General features: G+C 40.7%; 13 protein-coding genes and 3 pseudogenes. 6 read left to right on the top strand and 10 right to left on the bottom strand.

The window, feature by feature from the left end; genetic code table 11:
- Positions 1–90: 90 nt before the first annotated feature.
- Both V7K60_RS08570 and V7K60_RS08565 read left to right on the top strand, forming a co-directional pair.
- Positions 91–891 (top strand): ABC transporter ATP-binding protein, encoded by an 801-nt coding sequence (locus V7K60_RS08570; RefSeq protein WP_334924604.1) that lies wholly within the window; start codon positions 91–93, stop codon positions 889–891.
- Between the two features lie 78 nt (positions 892–969).
- Positions 970–2,781, top strand: coding sequence for an ABC transporter ATP-binding protein (locus tag V7K60_RS08565; RefSeq protein WP_334924602.1), 1,812 nt, complete (start codon positions 970–972; stop codon positions 2,779–2,781).
- Positions 2,782–3,232: 451 nt separating this feature from the next.
- Here V7K60_RS08565 and V7K60_RS08560 read toward each other — a convergent pair whose 3' ends face one another.
- The 6 genes and pseudogenes from V7K60_RS08560 to V7K60_RS35180 form a co-directional block, all read right to left on the bottom strand.
- The gene (locus V7K60_RS08560; RefSeq protein WP_334924600.1) at positions 3,233–3,547 is read right to left on the bottom strand and encodes a hypothetical protein; all 315 of its coding nucleotides are present in this window, start codon (positions 3,545–3,547) and stop codon (positions 3,233–3,235) included.
- Between the two features lie 526 nt (positions 3,548–4,073).
- Entirely contained in the window at positions 4,074–5,729 is a 1,656-nt protein-coding gene (gene aepX, locus V7K60_RS08555; protein ID WP_334924597.1) for a phosphoenolpyruvate mutase, read from the bottom strand.
- Positions 5,730–5,952: 223 nt separating this feature from the next.
- A complete protein-coding gene (locus V7K60_RS08550) occupies positions 5,953–6,708 on the bottom strand; it encodes a phosphocholine cytidylyltransferase family protein (RefSeq protein WP_334924595.1) in 756 nt (251 codons plus the stop codon).
- Between the two features lie 153 nt (positions 6,709–6,861).
- Positions 6,862–7,575, bottom strand: coding sequence for a 2OG-Fe(II) oxygenase (locus tag V7K60_RS08545; RefSeq protein WP_334924593.1), 714 nt, complete (start codon positions 7,573–7,575; stop codon positions 6,862–6,864).
- Between the two features lie 161 nt (positions 7,576–7,736).
- Positions 7,737–8,342, bottom strand: coding sequence for a CDP-alcohol phosphatidyltransferase family protein (locus tag V7K60_RS08540; protein ID WP_334924591.1), 606 nt, complete (start codon positions 8,340–8,342; stop codon positions 7,737–7,739).
- 94 nt (positions 8,343–8,436) lie between these two features.
- Positions 8,437–8,660 (bottom strand): annotated as a pseudogene (locus V7K60_RS35180) (IS630 family transposase); the annotation flags it as partial.
- Between the two features lie 173 nt (positions 8,661–8,833).
- Between V7K60_RS35180 and V7K60_RS08535 the strand changes: the two are divergent.
- The 4 genes and pseudogenes from V7K60_RS08535 to V7K60_RS08520 all read left to right on the top strand — a co-directional run.
- The gene (locus tag V7K60_RS08535) at positions 8,834–9,061 is read left to right on the top strand and encodes a hypothetical protein (protein ID WP_334924589.1); all 228 of its coding nucleotides are present in this window, start codon (positions 8,834–8,836) and stop codon (positions 9,059–9,061) included.
- A 543-nt stretch (positions 9,062–9,604) separates the two neighbouring features.
- On the top strand, positions 9,605–10,951 hold the full coding sequence (locus V7K60_RS08530) for a glutamate-cysteine ligase family protein (protein ID WP_334924587.1): 1,347 nt from the start codon (positions 9,605–9,607) through the stop codon (positions 10,949–10,951).
- A 261-nt stretch (positions 10,952–11,212) separates the two neighbouring features.
- Positions 11,213–11,410: pseudogene (locus tag V7K60_RS08525) on the top strand (ISLre2 family transposase); the annotation flags it as partial.
- Positions 11,411–11,571: 161 nt separating this feature from the next.
- Positions 11,572–11,804: pseudogene (locus tag V7K60_RS08520) on the top strand (IS701 family transposase); the annotation flags it as partial.
- A 283-nt stretch (positions 11,805–12,087) separates the two neighbouring features.
- On the opposite strand, the gene V7K60_RS08515 reads toward V7K60_RS08520, so the two are convergent.
- The 4 genes from V7K60_RS08515 to V7K60_RS08500 all read right to left on the bottom strand — a co-directional run bounded on the left by V7K60_RS08515 (position 12,088) and on the right by V7K60_RS08500 (position 20,373).
- On the bottom strand, positions 12,088–13,596 hold the full coding sequence (locus tag V7K60_RS08515; RefSeq protein ID WP_334924585.1) for a UbiD family decarboxylase: 1,509 nt from the start codon (positions 13,594–13,596) through the stop codon (positions 12,088–12,090).
- A 1,082-nt stretch (positions 13,597–14,678) separates the two neighbouring features.
- Complete coding sequence (locus V7K60_RS08510) at positions 14,679–15,401, bottom strand: carbonic anhydrase (protein ID WP_334924583.1); 723 nt, start codon at positions 15,399–15,401, stop codon at positions 14,679–14,681.
- A 103-nt stretch (positions 15,402–15,504) separates the two neighbouring features.
- Positions 15,505–19,260, bottom strand: a complete 3,756-nt coding sequence (locus tag V7K60_RS08505; RefSeq protein WP_334924581.1) for a diguanylate cyclase domain-containing protein — start codon at positions 19,258–19,260, stop codon at positions 15,505–15,507.
- An 885-nt stretch (positions 19,261–20,145) separates the two neighbouring features.
- Positions 20,146–20,373, bottom strand: a complete 228-nt coding sequence (locus V7K60_RS08500; RefSeq protein ID WP_334924580.1) for a hypothetical protein — start codon at positions 20,371–20,373, stop codon at positions 20,146–20,148.
- Between the last annotated feature and the right edge of the window lie 335 nt (positions 20,374–20,708).

The following is a 20,708-nucleotide window of genomic DNA, read 5'->3' as shown; positions in this document are numbered from 1 at the left end:
ACTGGGGATTAAGGATTTAATAAAAACTTTATCAACCCAAAAATCAGGTTTTCACAAATCTAAAATCTAAAATCTAAAATGGTTTCACTTATGAAAGGACTGTCAACCAAAAGTCTGTCTTTAGCTTACGATAATGCGCTGATTATCCGTGACCTAAATTTGGCAATCCCCACTGGACAAATTAGTGGTTTAGTTGGTGCTAATGGTTGTGGTAAATCAACGTTGTTACGAGGTCTAGCAAGATTGCTTAAACCCCGTGGCGGTACAGTCTATCTTGATGGAACATCTATTTTTAATCTTTCCACCAAAGAAGTAGCACAGCAGTTAGGTATTTTGCCCCAAGGGCCAGTAGCACCAGAAGGGTTAACAGTGCGAGATTTGGTAGCACAAGGACGTTACCCTTATCAAAATTGGTTACAGCAGTGGTCGGCAAAAGATGAAAAAATCATGCAGCAGGCACTAGAAATTACAGATTTGTTGGAATTGGCAGATAGAGCATTAGATACTTTGTCTGGTGGACAACGACAAAGAGCTTGGATTGCAATGGTGCTAGCGCAAGATACAGATATTTTACTTTTAGATGAACCGACTACTTTTTTAGATTTGGCACACCAAATAGAGATTTTGGATTTGTTGTATGAGTTAAATCAAACTCAGGGACGGACAATTGTGATGGTGCTGCATGATTTAAATCAGGCGTGCCGTTATGCTGATTACTTAGTTGCAGTCAAAGATGGTCGAATTTTTGCTGCTGGGGAACCAAAGCTAGTGATGACTCAGGAAATGGTTCAAGAAGTTTTTGGGTTGGAATGTCGGATTATTCTTGACCCAGTGGTGGAGACGCCAATGTGTGTACCGATAGGACGCAAGGGAAAAGTAAATAAAAAATAAATTTACTTAAATTCCTAATTAGATTTCTACTAAAGATATCGCTCTTATTAATCACCTAACTACAAACAAGAAACAGTCGTGACAACCACATCAAAATTTCCTATAGTATCTAAAAATCCTAGAAATTCAGCCTCTCCTTTACAACGCTTGCTCAACTATAGCAACCAATATCGCCAACAAATTTGGCAGGCAACATTATGTTCTATCATCAATACGATTTTAGACTTAGCACCACCGTGGTTAATTGGTATTGCGGTAGATATTCTCGTAGAGCAACAAAATTCTTTCTTTTCCAAGTTGGGTGTAAAAGATATATTTTGGCAATTTTTACTGCTTTCATTTATCACTATCCTTGTCTGGATTCTAGAATCAATTTCTGAGTACGCATATAATAGACTTTGGCGTAATTTAGCCCAAAATATCCAGCACAATTTACGCTTGGATGCCTATAATCATGTACAAGAATTAGATTCAGCTTACTTTGAAGAAAGCAGTACTGGCGGTTTGATGTCAATTTTGAATGATGATATAAATCAGCTAGAAGATTTTTTGGATTTTGGGGCTAATAAAATTATCAATATAATTACCTCAATTATCATTTTAATTGGTGGTAGTTTGTTGATTTTACCTTTTTCTATAACCTTGGTAGCAATGTTGCCAATACCATTTATTATTTGGGGTTCCTTTACTTATCAAAAGCTTCTGGAAGCTCGTTATGCTGAGGTGCGGGAAAGGGTGAGCTTTTTGAACTCCCGGCTAGCAAATAATATCAGTGGTATTACCACAATTAAAAGTTTTACTGCTGAAAATTATGAAAGTGCTAGATTTGCAGGAGAAAGCGAAGCATATAAAAAAAGTAATACCAAAGCAATTAAACTTTCTGCTGCATTTAATCCTTTAATCAGAATGTTAATTCTAGTAGGGTTCTTAGCCTTATTATTTTGGGGGGGTATGGCAACATATGCTGGTAAAATATCTATTGGTAGTTACAGTGTTTTACTCGTTTTAGTACAGAGATTATTGTGGCCTTTCGTAGAATTAGGAGAAATATTTGACAACTATCAAAGGTCAATGGCTTCTACCAAGCGGATCATGAATTTATTAGATACTCCCATCAAAATTGCTAGGGGAGATAAATCTTTATCAATAGATAAAGTGCGTGGTGAAGTTGACTTTAAACAAGTTACTTTTGCTTATCAAGATAGAGAGCCAGTAATTAAAAAACTATCTTTACATATCCCCGCAGGTAAAACTATTGCTATTGTTGGTTCTACAGGTTCTGGAAAAAGCACTTTAGTTAAATTATTATTGCGATTGTATGATATTTCTTCTGGGACACTCGCAATTGATGGTATTAATATCCAAAAATTAAATCTAGGTGATTTGCGTCGTAGTATCGGCTTGGTCAGCCAAGATGTATTCTTATTTCATGGTACGATTGCTGAAAATATCGGCTATGGTACTTTTAATGCTACCGATGAACAAATAATTGAAGCTGCGAAAATTGCCGAAGCTGATGATTTTATTCTGCGGCTACCCCAAGATTATGAGACAATAGTTGGAGAACGGGGTCAAAAATTATCTGGTGGACAACGCCAAAGAATTGCGATCGCTAGGGCTGTTTTAAAGAATCCACCAATTTTGATATTAGATGAAGCCACTTCAGCGGTAGATAATGAAACTGAAGCTGCTATTCAGCGTTCTTTGGAACGTATTACTGTTAATAGAACGACGATAGCCATAGCCCATCGTCTTTCCACTATCCGCAATGCTGATTGTATTTATGTGATGGAATATGGAGAATTAGTTGAGTCTGGAACACATGAAAAATTGTTGGAGAAAAATGGGATTTATGCTAATTTATGGAACGTGCAGTCGGGGTTAAAATAAAAAGTAGCGTGTTGCTGCCCACATTCTGCACTTCAAAATACAACATAAAATATTACAATTTTATTGCTGGTGAACTAAGTTAAAATGCTTAGAAGATTGAGGCAGAAAAAGTGAGACAATCAAAAAGCTCAAAAATATATTAAAGGCACTTATATAGAAAAAACATAAATGGGACTAGTTCATCTGGACTCATATCAAAGAAACCTAATCCTCTTCTAGTTTTATATAGAAAAAACATAAATGAGACTAGTTCATCTGGACCCATATCAAAAAGAAGCTAATCCTCTTTTAGTACTCGACCAACCCCAAATTGTAACGGAAAGGCAAGTTGAGAGTAAATTGCTGTGTAAACAAGCTCTTAAGTCAATATAATTTTCTATATTACCCCGTATGACTATGACGTGCCTATTAGTATTACAACCAAATTATTGTATAACAGATACAGAAAATCTTAAATCTGTATTGAAATAATTGCTGCTAAACCTTCGGCAACTGTAAAGGGTAGTTGATAAACTGCTTGAGCGCTATAGTGTGCTTGGCGAAATGTCTCGAATAGCTCTGTTTGATAAACTTGCTGTTTCCATTTACCAAAGAGAAAATTACCTAATTCCCCTAGTAGGGTGAGGTGAGCATGGGAGGCTATAGCTCCAAATTTAGAGCGATACTTCACAGCATCAAAGTTAATGTCACGTTTTTGCTGGAGATAATCACGAGCGATCGCTCTGCTACGACTATTATTAATACTTCTTTTCCGTAATTGTTGCAATACTGAGACTCTAACCTCTATGACGCAAGGCTTCGATTTTCTCAGCTTTTCAAAAATTAAATAGGAATCCGGCGTTGCTCCCTTTGCGGGATAAATTGAGATTTTTTTGGAGCGATCGCTTTATTATGCTTACTCCTTCGAGGTGAATAAGTATTCGTGCCAATCACAAATGGGGCGATACCCAATCGCTGAAAGCCTTTCTAAGCTTTAGTCTTCAAGTTTTGGCTACAAACTGGAATTAGTGTTAGAAAATAAAGGATCAAAGCTTTATTAAATAGAAGTTTCAGAATCTTGCTTCGATTATTGTTTTCTGAGAGTGACAAAAGAGGAATTACGGGGCGATCCTCTTAACGTGAGTTTGATGAACCTCTCCTTCGCAACCTCCCTCTTTGTTTCGGAAAGCAAGGGAGGAGCAACGAAAAATTCGGCTTTTTGCTCCCCTCTCCGACACTGAGAGAATCTGGGGGAGAGGTCAAACAAGACTTGTCGAACTCACGTCCTCTTGGAACTCCCCAATCCTCACTCTCTATTGCTTCAGTTGAAAAGCAAGGTCAAGATCATCTAAAGAATTAACATCTAACCAGTTACCGCGAATATAAAGTACCTTGATCGGTTTGCCTTGCTCGATTAAATAATTACATAATTCTGGCAAACCCAGACTGTTAAATTCCGGTCGTTTTTGCAATTCATTGAGTGCTTCACTCAGCCACTTTCTACCTTGACTTCGTAAGCGCAGCATCCCAATCCAGCGGCCGCTAGACTTTCCTAATTGCGTTTGTGTGGTTTTAGAAATGTTCAACAGGTTGACATCCTGTCCAAACAGAGAAAGATCGTCTGGAATTGAGCAATAGGCGTAGTCAGGTGAACCGCTAACAGATTTGCTATTGGCTACAGAATCAACCACAGCCACAATTTCTCCGGGACATTCTAATAAATCTCGCAGGATGTAGCTTCTAAATAGTAAATCGCCGTAAAGCACCAGCATTTCTTCGCCAAAACTGGCTTGAGCTACGGCTAAGGATGCTAATTCTCCCGTTGTTTCATAATCTGGGTTACGGATGACTTTAGTCCCTGGAACATTGATAGTTTCTGCTTTGTAACCGGCGACAACGGTAATATCATTGATGGCAAGTTTCTTGAATTTATCCACCAACAACCTGAGTAGAGGTTTACCTCCAAGGGCTAACATCACTTTTGGTTTATCTTGCGTCAATCCTGCTAATTCTTGTCCTCTGCTAGCAGCCAGAACGATCGCTTGGGTATTTTGTCGTCCGTTGTTAAAATAGCGTTTTTCAGCTTCTATGAGTTCATCCGCCCCTTGTAGTCGGAAAATTTCTTTTACAGGAGCAATATCATCTTCAATGTTAATTAAAGTTTCACTCTTCTTCACTTCACGCGCGATCGCTTGCATACTCGCAACAGCAGATCGAATCAGATGGTTTGCCCAGATGACCAAATTAACTTCAGCTTTGCGAAAAACATCAGTAGGCGTGCTGTAATATTTAGTCGGTATAATCACTAGCGGGGAACGACCCGCCCATTCTTTAGCAAAGGCTAGCACTTGATCGGGGCGCGATGATTTACTGTGAATCAAGATTGCGGTTGCTCCGGCGGCGTGGTAAGCTTCAGCTCGACGCAGTGCCTCCGAAAGATCCCAGCCAGCGATCAAAGCTTCGAGTCGGGCGACGATGCAAAAATCTGGGTCTGTCTGACTATCCTTACCTGCCTTAATTTTGCCGCAGAATTCATCAATATCAGCTAAAGCTTGGCGACTCCCATTGATAAAGCTGTTGGTTTTGGGAAAAAGCTTATCTTCAATACAGACTCCAGCAATACCTCGCTGTTCTAACTTTTTGACCAGGCGACGCATATTATTAAAGTTGCCATAACCAGTATCCCCGTCTAATAAAATCGGGATGCTGGTGACATCAGACATAAACTCCAGCATTTCTACAACTTGAGTCCAACTGGCTTCATTATTATCTCGAACGCCATATTGAGCAGAAAGGGCTAGTCCACTTGCCCAAATTCCTTTAAATCCAGCCTCTTCCACAATCCGGGCGCTAATCCCATTGTGAGCTTCCATAATGAAGTCGAGTTGAGGCGATTCTAGTAATACCCGCAATTGGGCACATTTATTTAATTTTGCAGCGGTATCAGTGGGTGCAAATATTTGATGCATTTATTCTGCTTTTCTCAACCTATAGTAATAATTAAAGAAGAATTCAGAAGCCAGAATTCAAAACTCAGAATCAATTAGTGGAAGATTTAAACCCGCCACTATGTTTTTGACCACTCAATCGGATATTTTATTGGGGTTTTAAACCCCTTGATTCACCCGCCAGTAGTACAGAATTCATACTGAATTCTGAATTCTGACTCCTGAATTCTTTCTAAAGATATTTTCAGACATTTTCTGCGACTTCTATCTGAGGTAAAATCTCGTTTTGGGCACGTTGAATATCCTGGGGAAAATCGATTTCTAGCCAAGGTAATCCAGTGATGTCTTCGTAGCCAAATGTTTCTGGAGTTTCTAAGAGTAGATCCCGAATTACTTCTTCATAAGGTTCATTATCGCGTCCATCTGCAACATAGTGTTCTGTGCGAGTAGCAAGACGGTGAGCAACAGGACTTCCAAAGCGAAAGAATCCCACCGACTCACCCACAAAATCATAAGCTAAACCAGGAGCTACTTGTTTACGAAACTCCACTAGATAATTATCTCTAACACAAAGCTTCACGGGTTCATCTCCCGGTTCAAAATCCCGATCTAGTAAAAAGCTGTTGGGGATATTTGTCTTTACCAGTCGTTTGATGATGCGGCGATCGCACAATACATCTGCATCCATTAATAATATGTCATCACCAGCAACTAAATGCTGACGTACAGTCCAAAGGCTGATCGTACTGCCTTTGGTGTAGTCAGGATTATAAACTGTACTGACCCAATTTTCCGCTCCTAATGCTTCGATTTCATCCTGAATTCTTTGTGCTTGATAACCCACAGCAATCACTACTTGATCAATTTGGTAATGACGGAGATAGTTAAAATGGCGCTCTAATAGAGATTTGCCGTTAAATTTCAGCAAGCATTTGGGTTGGATTTGCCCGTCTTTACCTAAGCGTCGTCCAACGCCAGCAGCTAAGATAATTGCCTTCATCGTCAAGTCACCAACACTAGCTTAGACACCAGGAAATCTGGAAATTTTCCCAGTATTTTATAATGACTGTTTTTTGCTCAAGACAATATTTGTTAATTAATTCTTAACATGGAGGCAGGAGGCAGGGGGCAGGAGAGATGCAATCTGGTAGTGCTAAGAGCGAAACACTTGGCGAAAACCAAAATAGGCGATCGCATCTTTCATATTCGAGACAAAACGTTTTAGCATACCCATGCGGGTGTCGGTGACGTACTCCAAAGTCAAGACAATGCGCTGTTCGTTGTTACCCAAAGGAGTAACTCTGTGGTAAAGTTTGTCACCATTGAATAATACTAGAGTACCAGGGGTTATGGAGAGCGATCGCGTTTGTGTCTCTCGTTCAGGAATATCTTTGTAGAGTTGATATTCCAGCTTACTGGATGAATTATCAACCAAACCAAGCAACACTGTATATCGTTTGCCGTGATAGTAGGAGGTATCGTAATGATACTGGATATGGTCTCCAGGCTCAGTGTAATAATACAGCGCGTAAGTATGGGGATCAGAATTAGGACAGGGAAGGAGTTTTTCTGCCGTAATTTTGTTGAGGAACTCGAAAAAGGGACTGAGTTGATAAAACTCTCCGAAAATCGGAGCAAGGATGTCTAAGCTATAGCGGCTGATACTACCGCCCTTTTTATGATTGGGAATATAGTTGCGATTGATAGCAGGTTGCAAAGATAGCAACAGCGTTAAAAACTGCTTGATGATGGAGTTAGGGAGAAAGTTCTCAATCACCAAAAATTCATTTTGAGCTTGAAACTCAGCTTGAAGTTTCTGGTAATCAACAGCTGCGATCGCTTTATCAATTTCAGTTTGAAGCTCCATTGATAGTTTGATACTAGTACAGGATTGCAAAAATCAAGATACCATGTTTATGAAAGCGCGATGGCGTACTCATCCGCCGTAGGCGATCGCAAAATTTGATTATGCATTCAATAAAGCTAAAAAACCTGTTTTATTAGCTTTCTACCCAATGCCCCGTTATACTAGTTTGATTCCGGCTGCGGCAGTGTCCAAAATTGCCAAATTACCCATACTGCAAAGGTTGGCGCTCCAATCGTCGCTGCCATTAGTAACGGCTCTAGTCCATTCAATAAGGTAACTATGGGAAATAAATACAGCACGTCTTCAATATCAAACCCGGCGAAATTTGGTTGACGACTAGCGTCTTTACCTAAACGCTGTTCCATTTGGTTTCGCAAATGAAAGATGCAAGCAACAGACATGCCAGATACTATCCCCATCAGCAACGTCCACCAACCAAATTTTCCCTCTCTAAGACCATATCCAATACAGACAAACAAAAGAATGTGGATGATGGCGTCACTAGCAAGGTCATACTGATGTCCCCATTTGCTGCTTTTCCCACTTAAACGAGCTAATTCACCGTCTGTGTGATCGAGAAAGTTGGATAAAGCAAACAGCCCTGCCCCAATATTAACCCAGATGGCATCGCCAACCGCAATCGCGACCGCAGCCGCCAACCCTGTCACAAGTCGCACTGTAGTAAGATGATTGGGGTTTACCCAACTGTCTTTTAGAGGTTTAATTAGCCAGTAAGCAAGTTGAGCATCCCAAGGCTTTGTGGTCATAGATGAACTTAAATTTGATCTGGTCTTGAAATGTATAAATAAATATATATAGCGGTTCTCATTTGGATGCAACACGCACTAGTAGTCTGTCCCATTAATTTTGCGTGGTTGGATAAATCTTTGACAGTTTAACTCTGGCATCTGATGTACGAAAACGCCAATTTACTACAAACCTGATTAATATTGCGATCGCGCTCCCAAATCGAGACCTCTTTTTCTAAAGTTTCAAGATTCAGGAATTCTACGGTTTAAACATTGGCGGACAAGTACAGATAATTCTGATTCAACCATATTTAACCAGTTACCATGTTTCGTCGTCTTCATTGGGTTAAGGATGTGATTTTTAATGAAGATCATTCGACTATACGTAAGGGGAACGCCCCTTAAAAGGCTATTTATAATCATACCGTGCTTAGTACGCTGTTCTAAAGCAAAGCGAGGGTAGCCCCAGTATTGGGGAATTGATATTGTGCGTTGCATTGATTTAATTGATGATTGTTGAGAATGTGGTGGAAGGCGTAGGTGTAGCCCGCTGTAGGCATCGCTTGACAACTGCGATCGCCTGGAATGAGAATAATTACGCCGTTACCAACTCCCGACTTTCTGCAACTGGCGTATACTCCCGCAACAGTTCCCAGTCAAGGGCTGTCAGCATCTCAAATGGGCGGTCTAGCAGTTCATCAAGTGTTGGTTCAATGCTGGGTGAAGTATTCAACTAACGTGTTGAGTAAGCTGCTGTAAGCGGAGTGCATCTCCAAAAACTTTTGCCACGCCGATTCTGCATCCTTTAGCACAAAACCCGCCTGTGCTAACCTTGCGCGGCGAGCGACAAGGAACGATCACCACCTGAAATATCATCAAACGACACAATGACAATCATTAAGATACCGATGCTTGCCTCACATATCGCCATTGTTTGATTGCCTGAGTCTGAACTTTTACCTTTGACAAAAATTGTAAACTATGCATAGCAAGATTTTTGAAGATTCTGATTCAAATAGCAGGCTCGAAAAGCTCTAAACTATGTACAATAAGCACTGCAGCTTTCTCTTCGCTATTGAACAGTGAACAGATGTCTATTGAGATATTCTCTGCTCTGCAATGGCAAAATCGTACTGATATCCCCATGCACATTTGGGTTGCTTTGCGTTCTCCCTGATTCTCCAAGTCAATTGACACAAATAGGTTTTGTCTTGCGGTCACTTTATCCTTTAAGCTACATATATTGAGGCTGTAGTGGGATTACCCTTGTGGAGGTCTAGATGGCGATAGTCAAGCGTCGTATCGGTCTTGAGCAAGAATTTTTTCTGGTAGATGAAGCTGGTAGTTTAAGCGATCGCGCCGATGAGTTTTTAAAGAGTTGTCACTTCAAAGCTCAAGCACAAGGTTTAAACCCAAATTACTTTGTGGCAGAGTTCGTTAAAAGCATGGTAGAAATTAACACACCCCCTGCCGACACTGCCAAAGAACTAGGGAAAGTTTATCTCAAAAATCTCAAATTTGCCCTCTCTGTAGCGCAACAGATGGGTTTACGCCTTTACCCTCTATCTAGCTATCCTTTGCATACTACACCAGTTATGCGAGATCACCCTAATTACCATATCCAAGCGCAGACTGTCGGCGTGCAAAAATTTTTGCACGCTGGAAAATGTACAGGTACACACCTGCATCTGGAAGTCCCGCCTGGGGTAATTGACCCTCGTGTTGCAGTATCTTACAACTCAACATCAATTGAGCGAGAAGAACTATTAAATATCTATAATTTAGCTACAGCTTGCGACTCGGCACTTATTTCTCTGACGCGGGCGTGTCCCTTTTATGAAGGACAGGCGTTAGGGCTAGCCGCACATACAATTCGTTATCGAGGTAGCGAAACCTTTGGTTGGGAGGGAGTTTATACTAATTTACAATCTGTCGGTGGACTTATGCCTTATGCCGAAAGTGTCGAGGGTTTAGTTGAGCAGCAGTTCGCTCGTTATTATGCTTGGCTGCAAGCGATGGAAAAAGCCTCAATCGAACCGAATCTGTTATTAGAAGCAGGAGGGAGCTTACTCAAGTCAGCTTGGAATCCAGTTCGACTCAACAAACTCGGCACAGTAGAAATAAGGTGTATAGATAGCAACTTTCCCTCTGTAATTTTACTTGTAATTACATTGCTGGAAAAATTGGCTCATCGAGTCAGGCATGAGAACTTAACAGTAAGACCATCTAAAGGAATGCAGATATTTGAACTAGTTGGCAATCGCTTGTATGTACCAGATTTTGAATATCTTAATGGGGAATTGCTCTTAACCTCAGCTACAGAAGGAATTAAAAACCCCAAAGTTAGAGCTTACGTCGATTCCATTTTGCAGTTTGCCAGCGCTGTTGGTGGCGAAGGAGCAAATTTTCTGGCAAAACTCAGCAGAAACCTTGATCAGTATCAGACGATAGAAGCCGGTATCTTGCAAAAGTTTACCCCAATAACTACTCAACTTGCATTAGATGATGGTTTGCGTTTAGTGCGCTCAAGTTGTGACAAGCTAGAAGCACAGGTTTCATCGATAGATATAGAAAATCCCCTTGCAGCTTTGGATACTGATGAAGGATTATTGCTACAGCAGCATTAATCGAATCTTAATGGGAGCAACGCGATTTTGTGAGGTTGGGTGAAAAAGGTGCGTTCACGCAGTGTGCCGTAGGTATCGCTAATAAATATATTTAAGTACAGTATAAATATTTATACACTTAAATCAATATTAACATTGGTAAAATTTTCAGGTTCTATTGTAGGATGTGAAGATAACTCGTTTTTGTGGCAAAAAAAGGTATGATTTCCGAATAGTAAAGGTTTTGATATCTGACATCAAAACAGGGAGTGCCTACGCTGAATGAAAAATTATATATATTCTATTTTCGATTTAAGCAAATCATTAGAAAACTTTCAAGAAAAAGTTACGAAACTTTTAGAGCTAAAGAAGATATTAGCATGGGATGGACGCGTTTTCAGAGAACGTGAGCAAAAAATTAGAGAATTTGCCTTAATAATGACTGGTAAATGTACAGCTTTGTTGCTCCATAATCTGTCATTTGTTAAAGCTAAAAATTCCCTTAACCAATCAAGTTTGCTTAACCCATAGTTTTCCATATCTTCCCATCCTTTAGCTCCTGCGATCGCTGAGAAAATTCTGATAGCACAGCGTTAGCGAGTCCGCAAGCGTCTGATTAAGAAATCTGTTAACAGGTTGACTATTTTCAAATTCAGAAATGGTGGGAAATAGTAATGAGTGCTTATCTCATGGTTAGTCTTCATTCGCAAGTTTTGAATAATACTCCTGTTCAAGGGATAAACCAACCTACAGACCCAGTTGTGAAAAAATTCAGAGAGCATGATTGGTGGGACTTTGGTTTGGGTTGGAAGAACATACTCAACAATCTACGCCTGATTATCCAACCATACCAATTTTTAATTTAATCAAACCCTAGCTCAAGGTTTTTCCTGTTCCACATTTGTCGCTTGGTTTTTAACACTAATTGCATTGATGAATCAAATGCGTCGCGCTGTTCCTGACTGCGATGAATATGAGGATTTCCTATTTTCCTCTGCTTAGAGTGATGGAAGAGCGATAGTACTGCATTATCTATAACACAATACTTTTCAGTTAAGGGTTATTGGTGTAGATAATTGGTCTTTCAAGACGCGATAAATCGCGTCTCTACATCAGGATTTTGTTACTCTATCTAAACTGTATTGATTTATAACACGTTACTTCATATCATAGCCAAACAAATTTGGGTCTACTTCTTTTAACTGCAACTCTGCCAAACCATACTCCGCCCATCGTCTCTCTACCATCGCCGCCACATCTGGGTCAGATTCTAAAGGCAAACCCCATTCATGGTTTGTTTCCGGCGGAATCTTTGTAGTCGCATCAATTCCCATACGTCCACCTAAGCCAATCTTCTCACTGGCAAAATCTAAGGTATCAAAAGGTGTATTTGGCAGAATAAAGACATCCCGCACTGGGTCAACTTTGGAACTAATCGCCCACACAACTTGACGCGGATCGCGAATATTTATGTCTTTATCCACAACAATTACAAATTTGGTGTATGTAAATTGTGGTAAAGCACTCCAAAACGCTAAAGCTGCCCGTCGCGCTTGTCCTGGATATGCTTTATCAATAGAAATAATCGCCGCTTTGTAACTCAAAGCTTCCATTGGTAGGAAAAAATCGACAATTTCTGATACTTGTTGCCGCAGTATGGGAGTATAAATGCGATTTAGTGCGATCGCCATCATCGCTTCTTCTTTCGGTGGACGACCGCTAAATGTTGTTAAGTAAATCGGATTTTTCCGATGCGTCATACACTCAAAGCGGATTAACGGCGAATCTTCCACACCACCGTAATAACCCATGTGGTCGCCAAAAGGCCCATCTGGTAAAACTTCCCCTGGTGTAATCGTTCCTTCCAAAACAAATTCGGAATCTGCGGGAACTTCTAAATCTACAGTTTTACACTTTGCCAATTGCACGCCAGAACCGCCGTACAGTCCAGCAAACAGCCATTCTGATAAATCTACAGGGATAGGTGTAGCTGCTGCCATGATAATTAGAGGATCTACACCAAGTGCGATCGCAACTTCTAATTTTTTCCCACGTTCGGCTGCTTTTCGCAAATGCCTCGCCCCACCCCGCACCGATAACCAGTGAACTGTCATCGTATTCTGAGATTGCAGTTGTAAACGATACACTCCTACATTTGGAGTCCCCGTCTCACAATCCTTGGTAATTACTAGTCCCAGCGTAATAATCTTGCCAGCATCCTTAATATAAGGACGTATCAAAGGCAACTTATTTAAATCTAAATCATTACCTTGAAGCACAACTTGCTGACAAGCGGGGAAAAAGTCTCGTCCTGGTTTCGCCTTCACCACATCAAACAGCACTTTTCCAAAATCTATCGCCTGGGAAATCTTCTTCGGTGGTTTTGGCTGTTGCAGCATACTTAGTTTTTTCCCCAGAGTTTCCAACTCCTCTGGATGCTGCATATTCATCGCCCAGCAAATCCTTTCCACAGTTCCCATCAAATTCACCGCCACCGGGAAGGAAGCGCCTTTGACGTTTTCAAACAACAACCCTGGGCCACCTTTTTGCAGCATCCGGTTGGAAATCTCAGCAATTTCTAAATCTGGGTCAACTAAAGCTGAAATTCGCCGTAATTGTCCTCTTTCTTCCAAAATTTTCATGAATCCCCGCAAGTCTCTCGCCATTGTTCTAATAAAGCTGATTATTTAAGAAGTGTGAAGCGCTTTCTTATATTATGGGGCATTGGGGATTGGGGAGGCAGTGCGGTCTTCTCCCAAGGGGAGACGCCAAGGGCGATAGCGCAGCGTTAGCGAGTCTGCGAGCGTCTGGGGTTTCCCCAAGTGGAGCAACTGCCGTCATTGGAGAAGAGACAAAGAAGAAACTTGTTCAATCACTCTCCCTTGTTCCCCCTGTCCTCCCGATTCGGGAAATTGTTGGTTTTAATTCAATACAGTTCAGAATGAGCAACAAAACCTTGATGTAGAGACGCGATTGATCGCGTCTTGAAAGACCAATTATCTAGACTGAATAACTTTTAACCCCAGCGTATTGGATTTTAATTGGAAATTAACCTATTTAGTAACTTTTCTTAACTGTGTTTTCCGAAGCATTTAGTTATTGTATTTAGGGATACGCAATTATTTTTTACAAATAAGTGCTAACCAATCAAACATGGCTAGAATATACTATACTTTCCTGGCAGGCGGCCTTGTTATATAGTCCCTGCTGGGTTTATTTGTTACAAGCTTTAAGTTTTTTCTAAATTTTCGTGAGTTTGCGTTAGCGTAGATCAACTCAAACATTGCCAACACTATTTTCAAAAATATTTACAACAAATGCATTGGCTGTAGAGGTGTACAACTGTACATTAGTGTCAAGTTAATGTAAAAGTTAGGTTTAGCAAGAGTTTTAGGGTTGCCCTCATCCCCTAACCCCTTCTCCCATTTTGAGAGAAGGGGAACTGGAGAATTTGCTCCCCCAATTTGGGAGAGGGGCTGGGGATGAGAGCAAAACTCATGCAGTCAGGAGATTTAAACAGCTATTTTCAGGTAAATAGACCACGCGGTAGGGGCACAGCATTGCTGTGCCCTTACGATAGATGTGATTCAAGTACATAGAAATTGCTGTAAGTTGACACCTATGATAAGCTGTACGCCTCTATTAATGAATTTAATTAATTTTCAAAATTATCAATAAAAATATATAACTAATAATTTTTTGCAACATCATCGAACTAAGAATTCTACACTTAAAAAGTGTGAGATATTCAAGTAATAATATTAACTTTACCAGTGTCAATATCGTAACAAGCACCAACAATTTTGAGTTTACCTTCACGGAGCAATTTAGCTAAAATAGTTGAGCTTTCCTGCAATTTTTCAGTCTGATACTGAATGTTAGCTAGAACTGCATCTTGCATATTATCACCCGTTCTGAACTTTACCCTTTCTACAGATGGTTTGATGCCCTCAATAATCAAACCAATTCTGCCAGGAAGTGGTTCGTTTTTGATTGCTTCTGCTACTGCGCCGCATCTTCTATGACCCAAAACCATAATCAACTGCGAACCCAATACTGCTGTAGAATATTCCAGACTACCTATAACCGTGTCACTAACAACATTACCAGCAACTCGCACGACAAATAAATCTCCAAGTCCTTGATCGAAGACAATTTCTGCAGGTACTCTAGAATCTGCACAGCCCAATATGGCAGCAAAGGGATACTGAGCTTTAGCAACTAATCGTAGATGTTCTAGTGATTGATCGGGATATTGACGTTTTTGATGGATAAATCTTTGATTACCATCAAGCAAGCATCTGATGGCTTCATTCGGACTGATTGAATTAGGGTTAACTGGGTGAATATCAGCAACAGCAGTTTGCTCTGGATTCCAAAAGCTATCACCAAAAGTAGTAGCTGCAATACCTACAATACTGGCGAATTTCAAGAAATTACGTCGCCCGACAAATCCATTAATTCGACTCATCAATCTACCTGACAACAACAAAGCTGTTCCCCAGAAGATATCAGACTTAAGTAAGATGCAAGAGTACCTGATTACACGGTTTAAGAGTCATTTAATATTCACGTCAGCAGGCATCGCTGACTCCCCAAGACAGTCTATTTATACAAGAACGATCGCGCCCGTTTGCTTTGGCTTGATAAAGGGCTTGATCTGCTGCCTCGATCAAATCCAAACGAACCATCTTAGATGTCGGAATTACTGTGGCAATTCCGATACTCAAGGTGACATGATGCTTCACAGCCGATGCTGCATGGGGAATATTTAGCTGTTGGATAGCTTTATGAATTTCTTGGGCAACGTGAAAAGCCCCATCACTATCAGTATTCGGTAAGATGACAACAAACTCTTCTCCGCCATAACGAGCAGCTAAATCTCTAGAACGTTTGACACTTTGCTTGAGAGCTTGGGCAATCAAGCGCAAACAATCATCTCCGGTCGCATGACCATAAGTATCGTTATATTGTTTGAAATAATCAATGTCGCATAAAAGTAGTGAGACAAAACCTTGTTCTCGTAAAAGATATTGCCAGATAGAATTAAGCTGATTATCAAAACATCGACGATTGGCGATTTGAGTTAATTCATCTACCATCACCAGATTTTCAAGTTGCTGGTTGGCACGCTGCAATTGTTGATAAAGTTCTGATTGTTGAATAGCGATCGCTACCTGTGTTGCCAATTGCTGAAGCAGTTCGCTTTCCCAAGGTTGCCACTCACGCGGGGTGCTACAATCATGAGCAACCAAAAGTCCCCAAAGGCGATCGCCTTGTAAAATTGGTACAACTAGCTTGGCTCTGACTTGCAATTTTTCCAATAACTCTACATGACAAAGGGCAAATCCGGCGGTGTAGATGTCTGGAGTAACTTTGAGCGTACTTTCTTGATAAGACTGTCCTTGTATTTTTACAAAATAGCTGTCTGTAATTTCCATATTCAAAATCGATTGCCAACCTTCTGCTACAGACTCCGTGACAATCACACCACTCCAATCACGGTTAAAGCGGTAGATGATGACGCGATCGGTTTGCAGAAAATCTCGAACTTCAGCAACAGTTGTGTTCAAGATTTCATCCAGGTCCAAAGACTTGCGGATATGTTGAGCGATCGCATAAACCATGCGTTCCCGTTCTGTTTGCTGTTGCAGGGCAATTTGTGCCTGTTTGCGGTCTGTGATATCTGTTAATGATGCGACCACCGCAGATGGTTTTGATTCATCGGATTCAAACAGTGGTTGAGAATTAATTGAAATCCAAGTCAAGCTGCCATCAGGTTTGTGAACTCCCATAATCACATGAAATTGGGGTTGTCCGGTGCGTAAGGTGACGATGGCGGGGTGAGTTTCCTCTGGAAAAGCAGTACCATCTTCATGAATCACTCGCCATCGTGGATCGATGGAAGTTCGCCCCATCATTTGATCGGCTGTTAACCCTAAAATTCTTTTGGCACTGTCATTACAGGCGGTAATTCGCCCATCGGATTGCTGTAGGACAATACCTTCTGCCATCACTGTAATTACAGAACGATAGCGTTGTTCGCTTTCTCGCAGTGCTTCTTCCATACACTTGCGTTCAGTAATATCAGTATGGGTTCCTAGCATCCGTAGGGGAAAACCATTGGCTGCGCGACTCGAAATTTGCCCCCGATCTAGAATCCACTTGTAGGTTCCATCTTTGCACTCGATCCGATATTCACTAACATATTGTTGGGTTTCACCATACAAATGCTTGATAATCTCCTCGTAAACCCTCGCTTTATCATCAGGGTGAACCCGCTGTTCCCATTCACTGAGGGTATTTCCAATTTCATGCTCTGCAAACCCTAACATTTCTTTCCATCGCCGGGAGAAAAAGACTTCGTTAGTTTCAGCATTCAAATCCCAAACTCCGTCCCCATTTCCTTCCAAAGCATACTGCCATCTTTCTTCACTGGTTTTGAGTGCGGCTTCGATTTGTTTGCGTGAGGTAATATCTTCAAAAATGTATAACCGCCCAAAGTACCGATCCTGAGTATCCCGAATTTGGCTGGAAAAACGGCGAATCGTTCGCCCATCGACAAATAAGATTTCATCCTCAATCGTGCAACGATTTTCTCCAGACTGCAACGGTTTATAGGATTCGACAAATGCCGATACATCGACAATTGAAGGTATACACTCAGGAATAATGTGATTATTTTTTAAAGCACCTGAACGCATTTGGTCTTCTAGATGTTCGATGCCCCAAATTTTACAGAAGTGGTGATTGAAATAGAGGATTTCGTCGGTGTGATTGTCAACAACAAAGAATCCCAGCAAAGAAGTGTCAGTCATAGAACGCAGCAAAGTTTCCCGCCAGCACAATTCTGACTCTGCACGCTGGTGTTCTTGTAGTGCAGCTTGTTGCTTGTTAATATTCTTTTCGTTGATGAGGATAATGGAGTTACCTGTTACCGGATCGCGGGTGCATCGTATATCAATCCCATGCCATTGAATCCCCTCAGTGGTAAATACCTGAGCCTCTATGCTGAACACCTCACCTAAATTAATCGCTTCCATAGCTTGTTGCCCAACACTCTTGTCGACAAAGTGACTCAGGAAAATATTCTCAACTGACGAGTTAGGGTGCAGGGTATCCCGATAACAGCGAAGGGCTGCCGGGTTTTGCATCAAAGGTACACCATCCATCGTGTAAAGTGAGACGATCGCTGTCGTGTGACGTAGGGCTTCAATTGATCTGAGTGTTTCTCGATCAATCTGATTAATAACTTCTGTTGTTCCTTCAACCAGTATTGCCATCCGCCCTTGTTCAATTGGAATTCCAGAAAACAGACAGCGAAGAGAAACGGGTTTTCCTTCTGGGTAAAATGTCCAGTTTTCAGTAATGGTTTTCCCTTGCTGAAATTCTTGCAGATAGCTTTGCAATCGAATGTGAGTAGACTCGGAAACATCACTGAAGTTACGATTGAGCAATTCTTCTCGACTTTGAGCATTCCAAATATGCAGAGCAGATTGATTCGCCCACCACATATGCAAGTTTTGAATATCATAAATCCAAACTGGAGTTTGTAATCGGTCAAATGCAATCAAGTCTGCAACTGATATATTCTTTGGCAATGCTGTTCTTGTTATGATAGATTCTCTAAAATTCTTATACAGAGTTTTTTTGATTGACCTCAACTTCAACTTTGGCTGAACTGTCAAATTTTTCAGGTTTTGATTGAGTTGCAGTGTTAGTTTTTGGCAGGATATAGCCCTTGGCTGATGGCGTTCTGCTTCCCCAAGAGCGATTCCTAGCTCTGCAGCTATCAGTTGGAAATACTCAATTTCTAAAGAACTCCATTGACGCGGGCTACTACACTGGTGAACAATTAGCAAGCCCCACAAATGAGGATATGTACTAGAAACTCCGTCAATTTGTTGATTATTTACTAAAATTGGTACTACTAAATTAGCTCGAATCTGCAAGTCCGTTAATAGCTTTTTATAACAAGGGTCAAGCGTTGTAGTATTAATGTCTTCAATGACACTAACGTATCCATCTCGATATCGCGTTGTATTAAAGCAAGGATCATAAATTAATTGCCCTAGAATTGGTTTCCATGCATGACTTACAGACTCTTCTACAATGACTCCATCTCCATCCGGCAAAAAGCGATAGATAATGGCGCGTAGGCGTACCCCGTCGTAGACATCGCTTTCTAAAGTTGTTCTAACTTCGCTGACAATAATCTTGAGAATTTCACTCACTTCAAGTGACTGATGAATTTGATCGGCCAGCATTCTAATTTGATCGAGGATTTGTTTTAAATCAATTTTAGGACCCGATAGACGATTGAACAGCATAGTAATCTTATAATATTAGTCTATGTATCTACACGTACTTTAATGTGAAATTTTGCTTCAGTAGCTCACCTTATTCTAAATTACCCAAAACGTTAAGTTAAATTCAAGCTTAAACTTGATAGTTAGTAATAACTTCAAAATCAAACCAATTGCTCAAAGGCTAAACCTTAATATTCGTACTGCAATTTATAGCAATTTTCATTTGAATGATATATACGCTAGAGACGCACAGCTAGCTGTACGTCTCTACGAATTTTTTGTAGTCCAAGTAATTACAAACACTACTATATATTGCAATACAGTTCAGTTAGCGCCAAAAATTTTAAACTAATGTTATGGAACGCTATAAGGTAGCAGTAGTTTCTCATGGTAGACCGCAGCCTAATGAGATTGAAATATTTTGACAAAGTTATATCCGTGGATTGGGCTACTGTCGGCAAAACTTAGCTTGACATCAACTAAGATAACTACAGACTCAAACACTGCCATCCCCGACTTAAATCTGTGTTAGTGCATTTGTACTATATATTTTCTGTTTGATTTCTAGCCAGTTGTGATGAAGTGGTGACGCTTGTGCTGCATCCACCTTAAGGTGGTTCGGAGAGCGTGAACGTCAACAACTGGCCATTGGGTAGGATTTTGAGACGGGAATTTATCCCTTGTAGAATTTTCTCAATGTCCCTGTAACCCTGTTGATATATAAATTAAAACTGCAACAGAAAAACTTTGGATGCCAAATTGCCAAAAGCACTCAACACAATAGACCTCTTACATAAATTACAAATAAGAATCCTACCCCCAATACTTGTCGGGTGTTGAAGAAAAGGGGAAGGGAAAAACCTTTAACCCAAACCTAGTAACCTTTTCCCCAAACCAAATTTCAGTTTAAAATCGAAAACCCAAGCAGTATTGCTTGGAAACTGTGGCACTAGTACCGCCATCACCATCAGTCAATACAAAGCTGACAAGACGGGGAGTAGTGGAAGGATTTTCAGAGACGTTGGCGTAATTAATACTGCGTATCAAGGCTTGGACGGCAGTAGGCGTAGCATTATAATTGAGGTTGATTATTAAATCTTGGATGCCAATGCCACCAGTGTAATTACCAATCAAGCTAGTATTGTAAAGAACATTTGTACCAGAATATTCAATTTTATTTGTCAGGCTGTTTTGAATAGCAAAACGGTCATCAGGAGTACCGCCATTACTGAAGCGAACAGTTAATTTACCTGAATCAAAATTTAGGGAATCAAGGTCTGCAACAGTTGCATTCGGGTCGATGAAGATAGCAGGTGCATTTTCAAAGTAAGTGGGGTTTGTGCTGGGTAAAGTGACTGTAGGCGCTTGATTCCCAACATTTAAAGTTACTCTGTTGCAATATTAGAATCTGCGTAGGCGTAGCCCGTCGTAGACATCGCATTATTCGCTTTATAGCTGAATGTATCAAT

It is taken from the genome of Nostoc sp., from assembly GCF_036917555.1.
Classification (GTDB): domain Bacteria; phylum Cyanobacteriota; class Cyanobacteriia; order Cyanobacteriales; family Nostocaceae; genus Nostoc.
The sequence above is the reverse complement of the archived record's forward strand: the minus strand, read 5'-3'. Positions and strand labels throughout refer to the sequence as shown.

What these genes read in the sequence shown, in the direction of transcription:
- aepX (WP_334924597.1), bottom strand. Translation starts at nt 5,729, where the DNA reads ATGCATCAAATATTTGCACCCACTGATACCGCTGCAAAATTAAATAAA.
- V7K60_RS08570 (WP_334924604.1), top strand. Translation starts at nt 91, where the DNA reads ATGAAAGGACTGTCAACCAAAAGTCTGTCTTTAGCTTACGATAATGCG.
- V7K60_RS08530 (WP_334924587.1), top strand. Translation starts at nt 9,605, where the DNA reads ATGGCGATAGTCAAGCGTCGTATCGGTCTTGAGCAAGAATTTTTTCTG.
- V7K60_RS08545 (WP_334924593.1), bottom strand. Translation starts at nt 7,575, where the DNA reads ATGGAGCTTCAAACTGAAATTGATAAAGCGATCGCAGCTGTTGATTAC.
- V7K60_RS08535 (WP_334924589.1), top strand. Translation starts at nt 8,834, where the DNA reads ATGATTGTTGAGAATGTGGTGGAAGGCGTAGGTGTAGCCCGCTGTAGG.
- V7K60_RS08515 (WP_334924585.1), bottom strand. Translation starts at nt 13,596, where the DNA reads ATGGCGAGAGACTTGCGGGGATTCATGAAAATTTTGGAAGAAAGAGGA.
- V7K60_RS08510 (WP_334924583.1), bottom strand. Translation starts at nt 15,401, where the DNA reads ATGAGTCGAATTAATGGATTTGTCGGGCGACGTAATTTCTTGAAATTC.
- V7K60_RS08550 (WP_334924595.1), bottom strand. Translation starts at nt 6,708, where the DNA reads ATGAAGGCAATTATCTTAGCTGCTGGCGTTGGACGACGCTTAGGTAAA.
- V7K60_RS08505 (WP_334924581.1), bottom strand. Translation starts at nt 19,260, where the DNA reads ATGCTGTTCAATCGTCTATCGGGTCCTAAAATTGATTTAAAACAAATC.
- V7K60_RS08540 (WP_334924591.1), bottom strand. Translation starts at nt 8,342, where the DNA reads ATGACCACAAAGCCTTGGGATGCTCAACTTGCTTACTGGCTAATTAAA.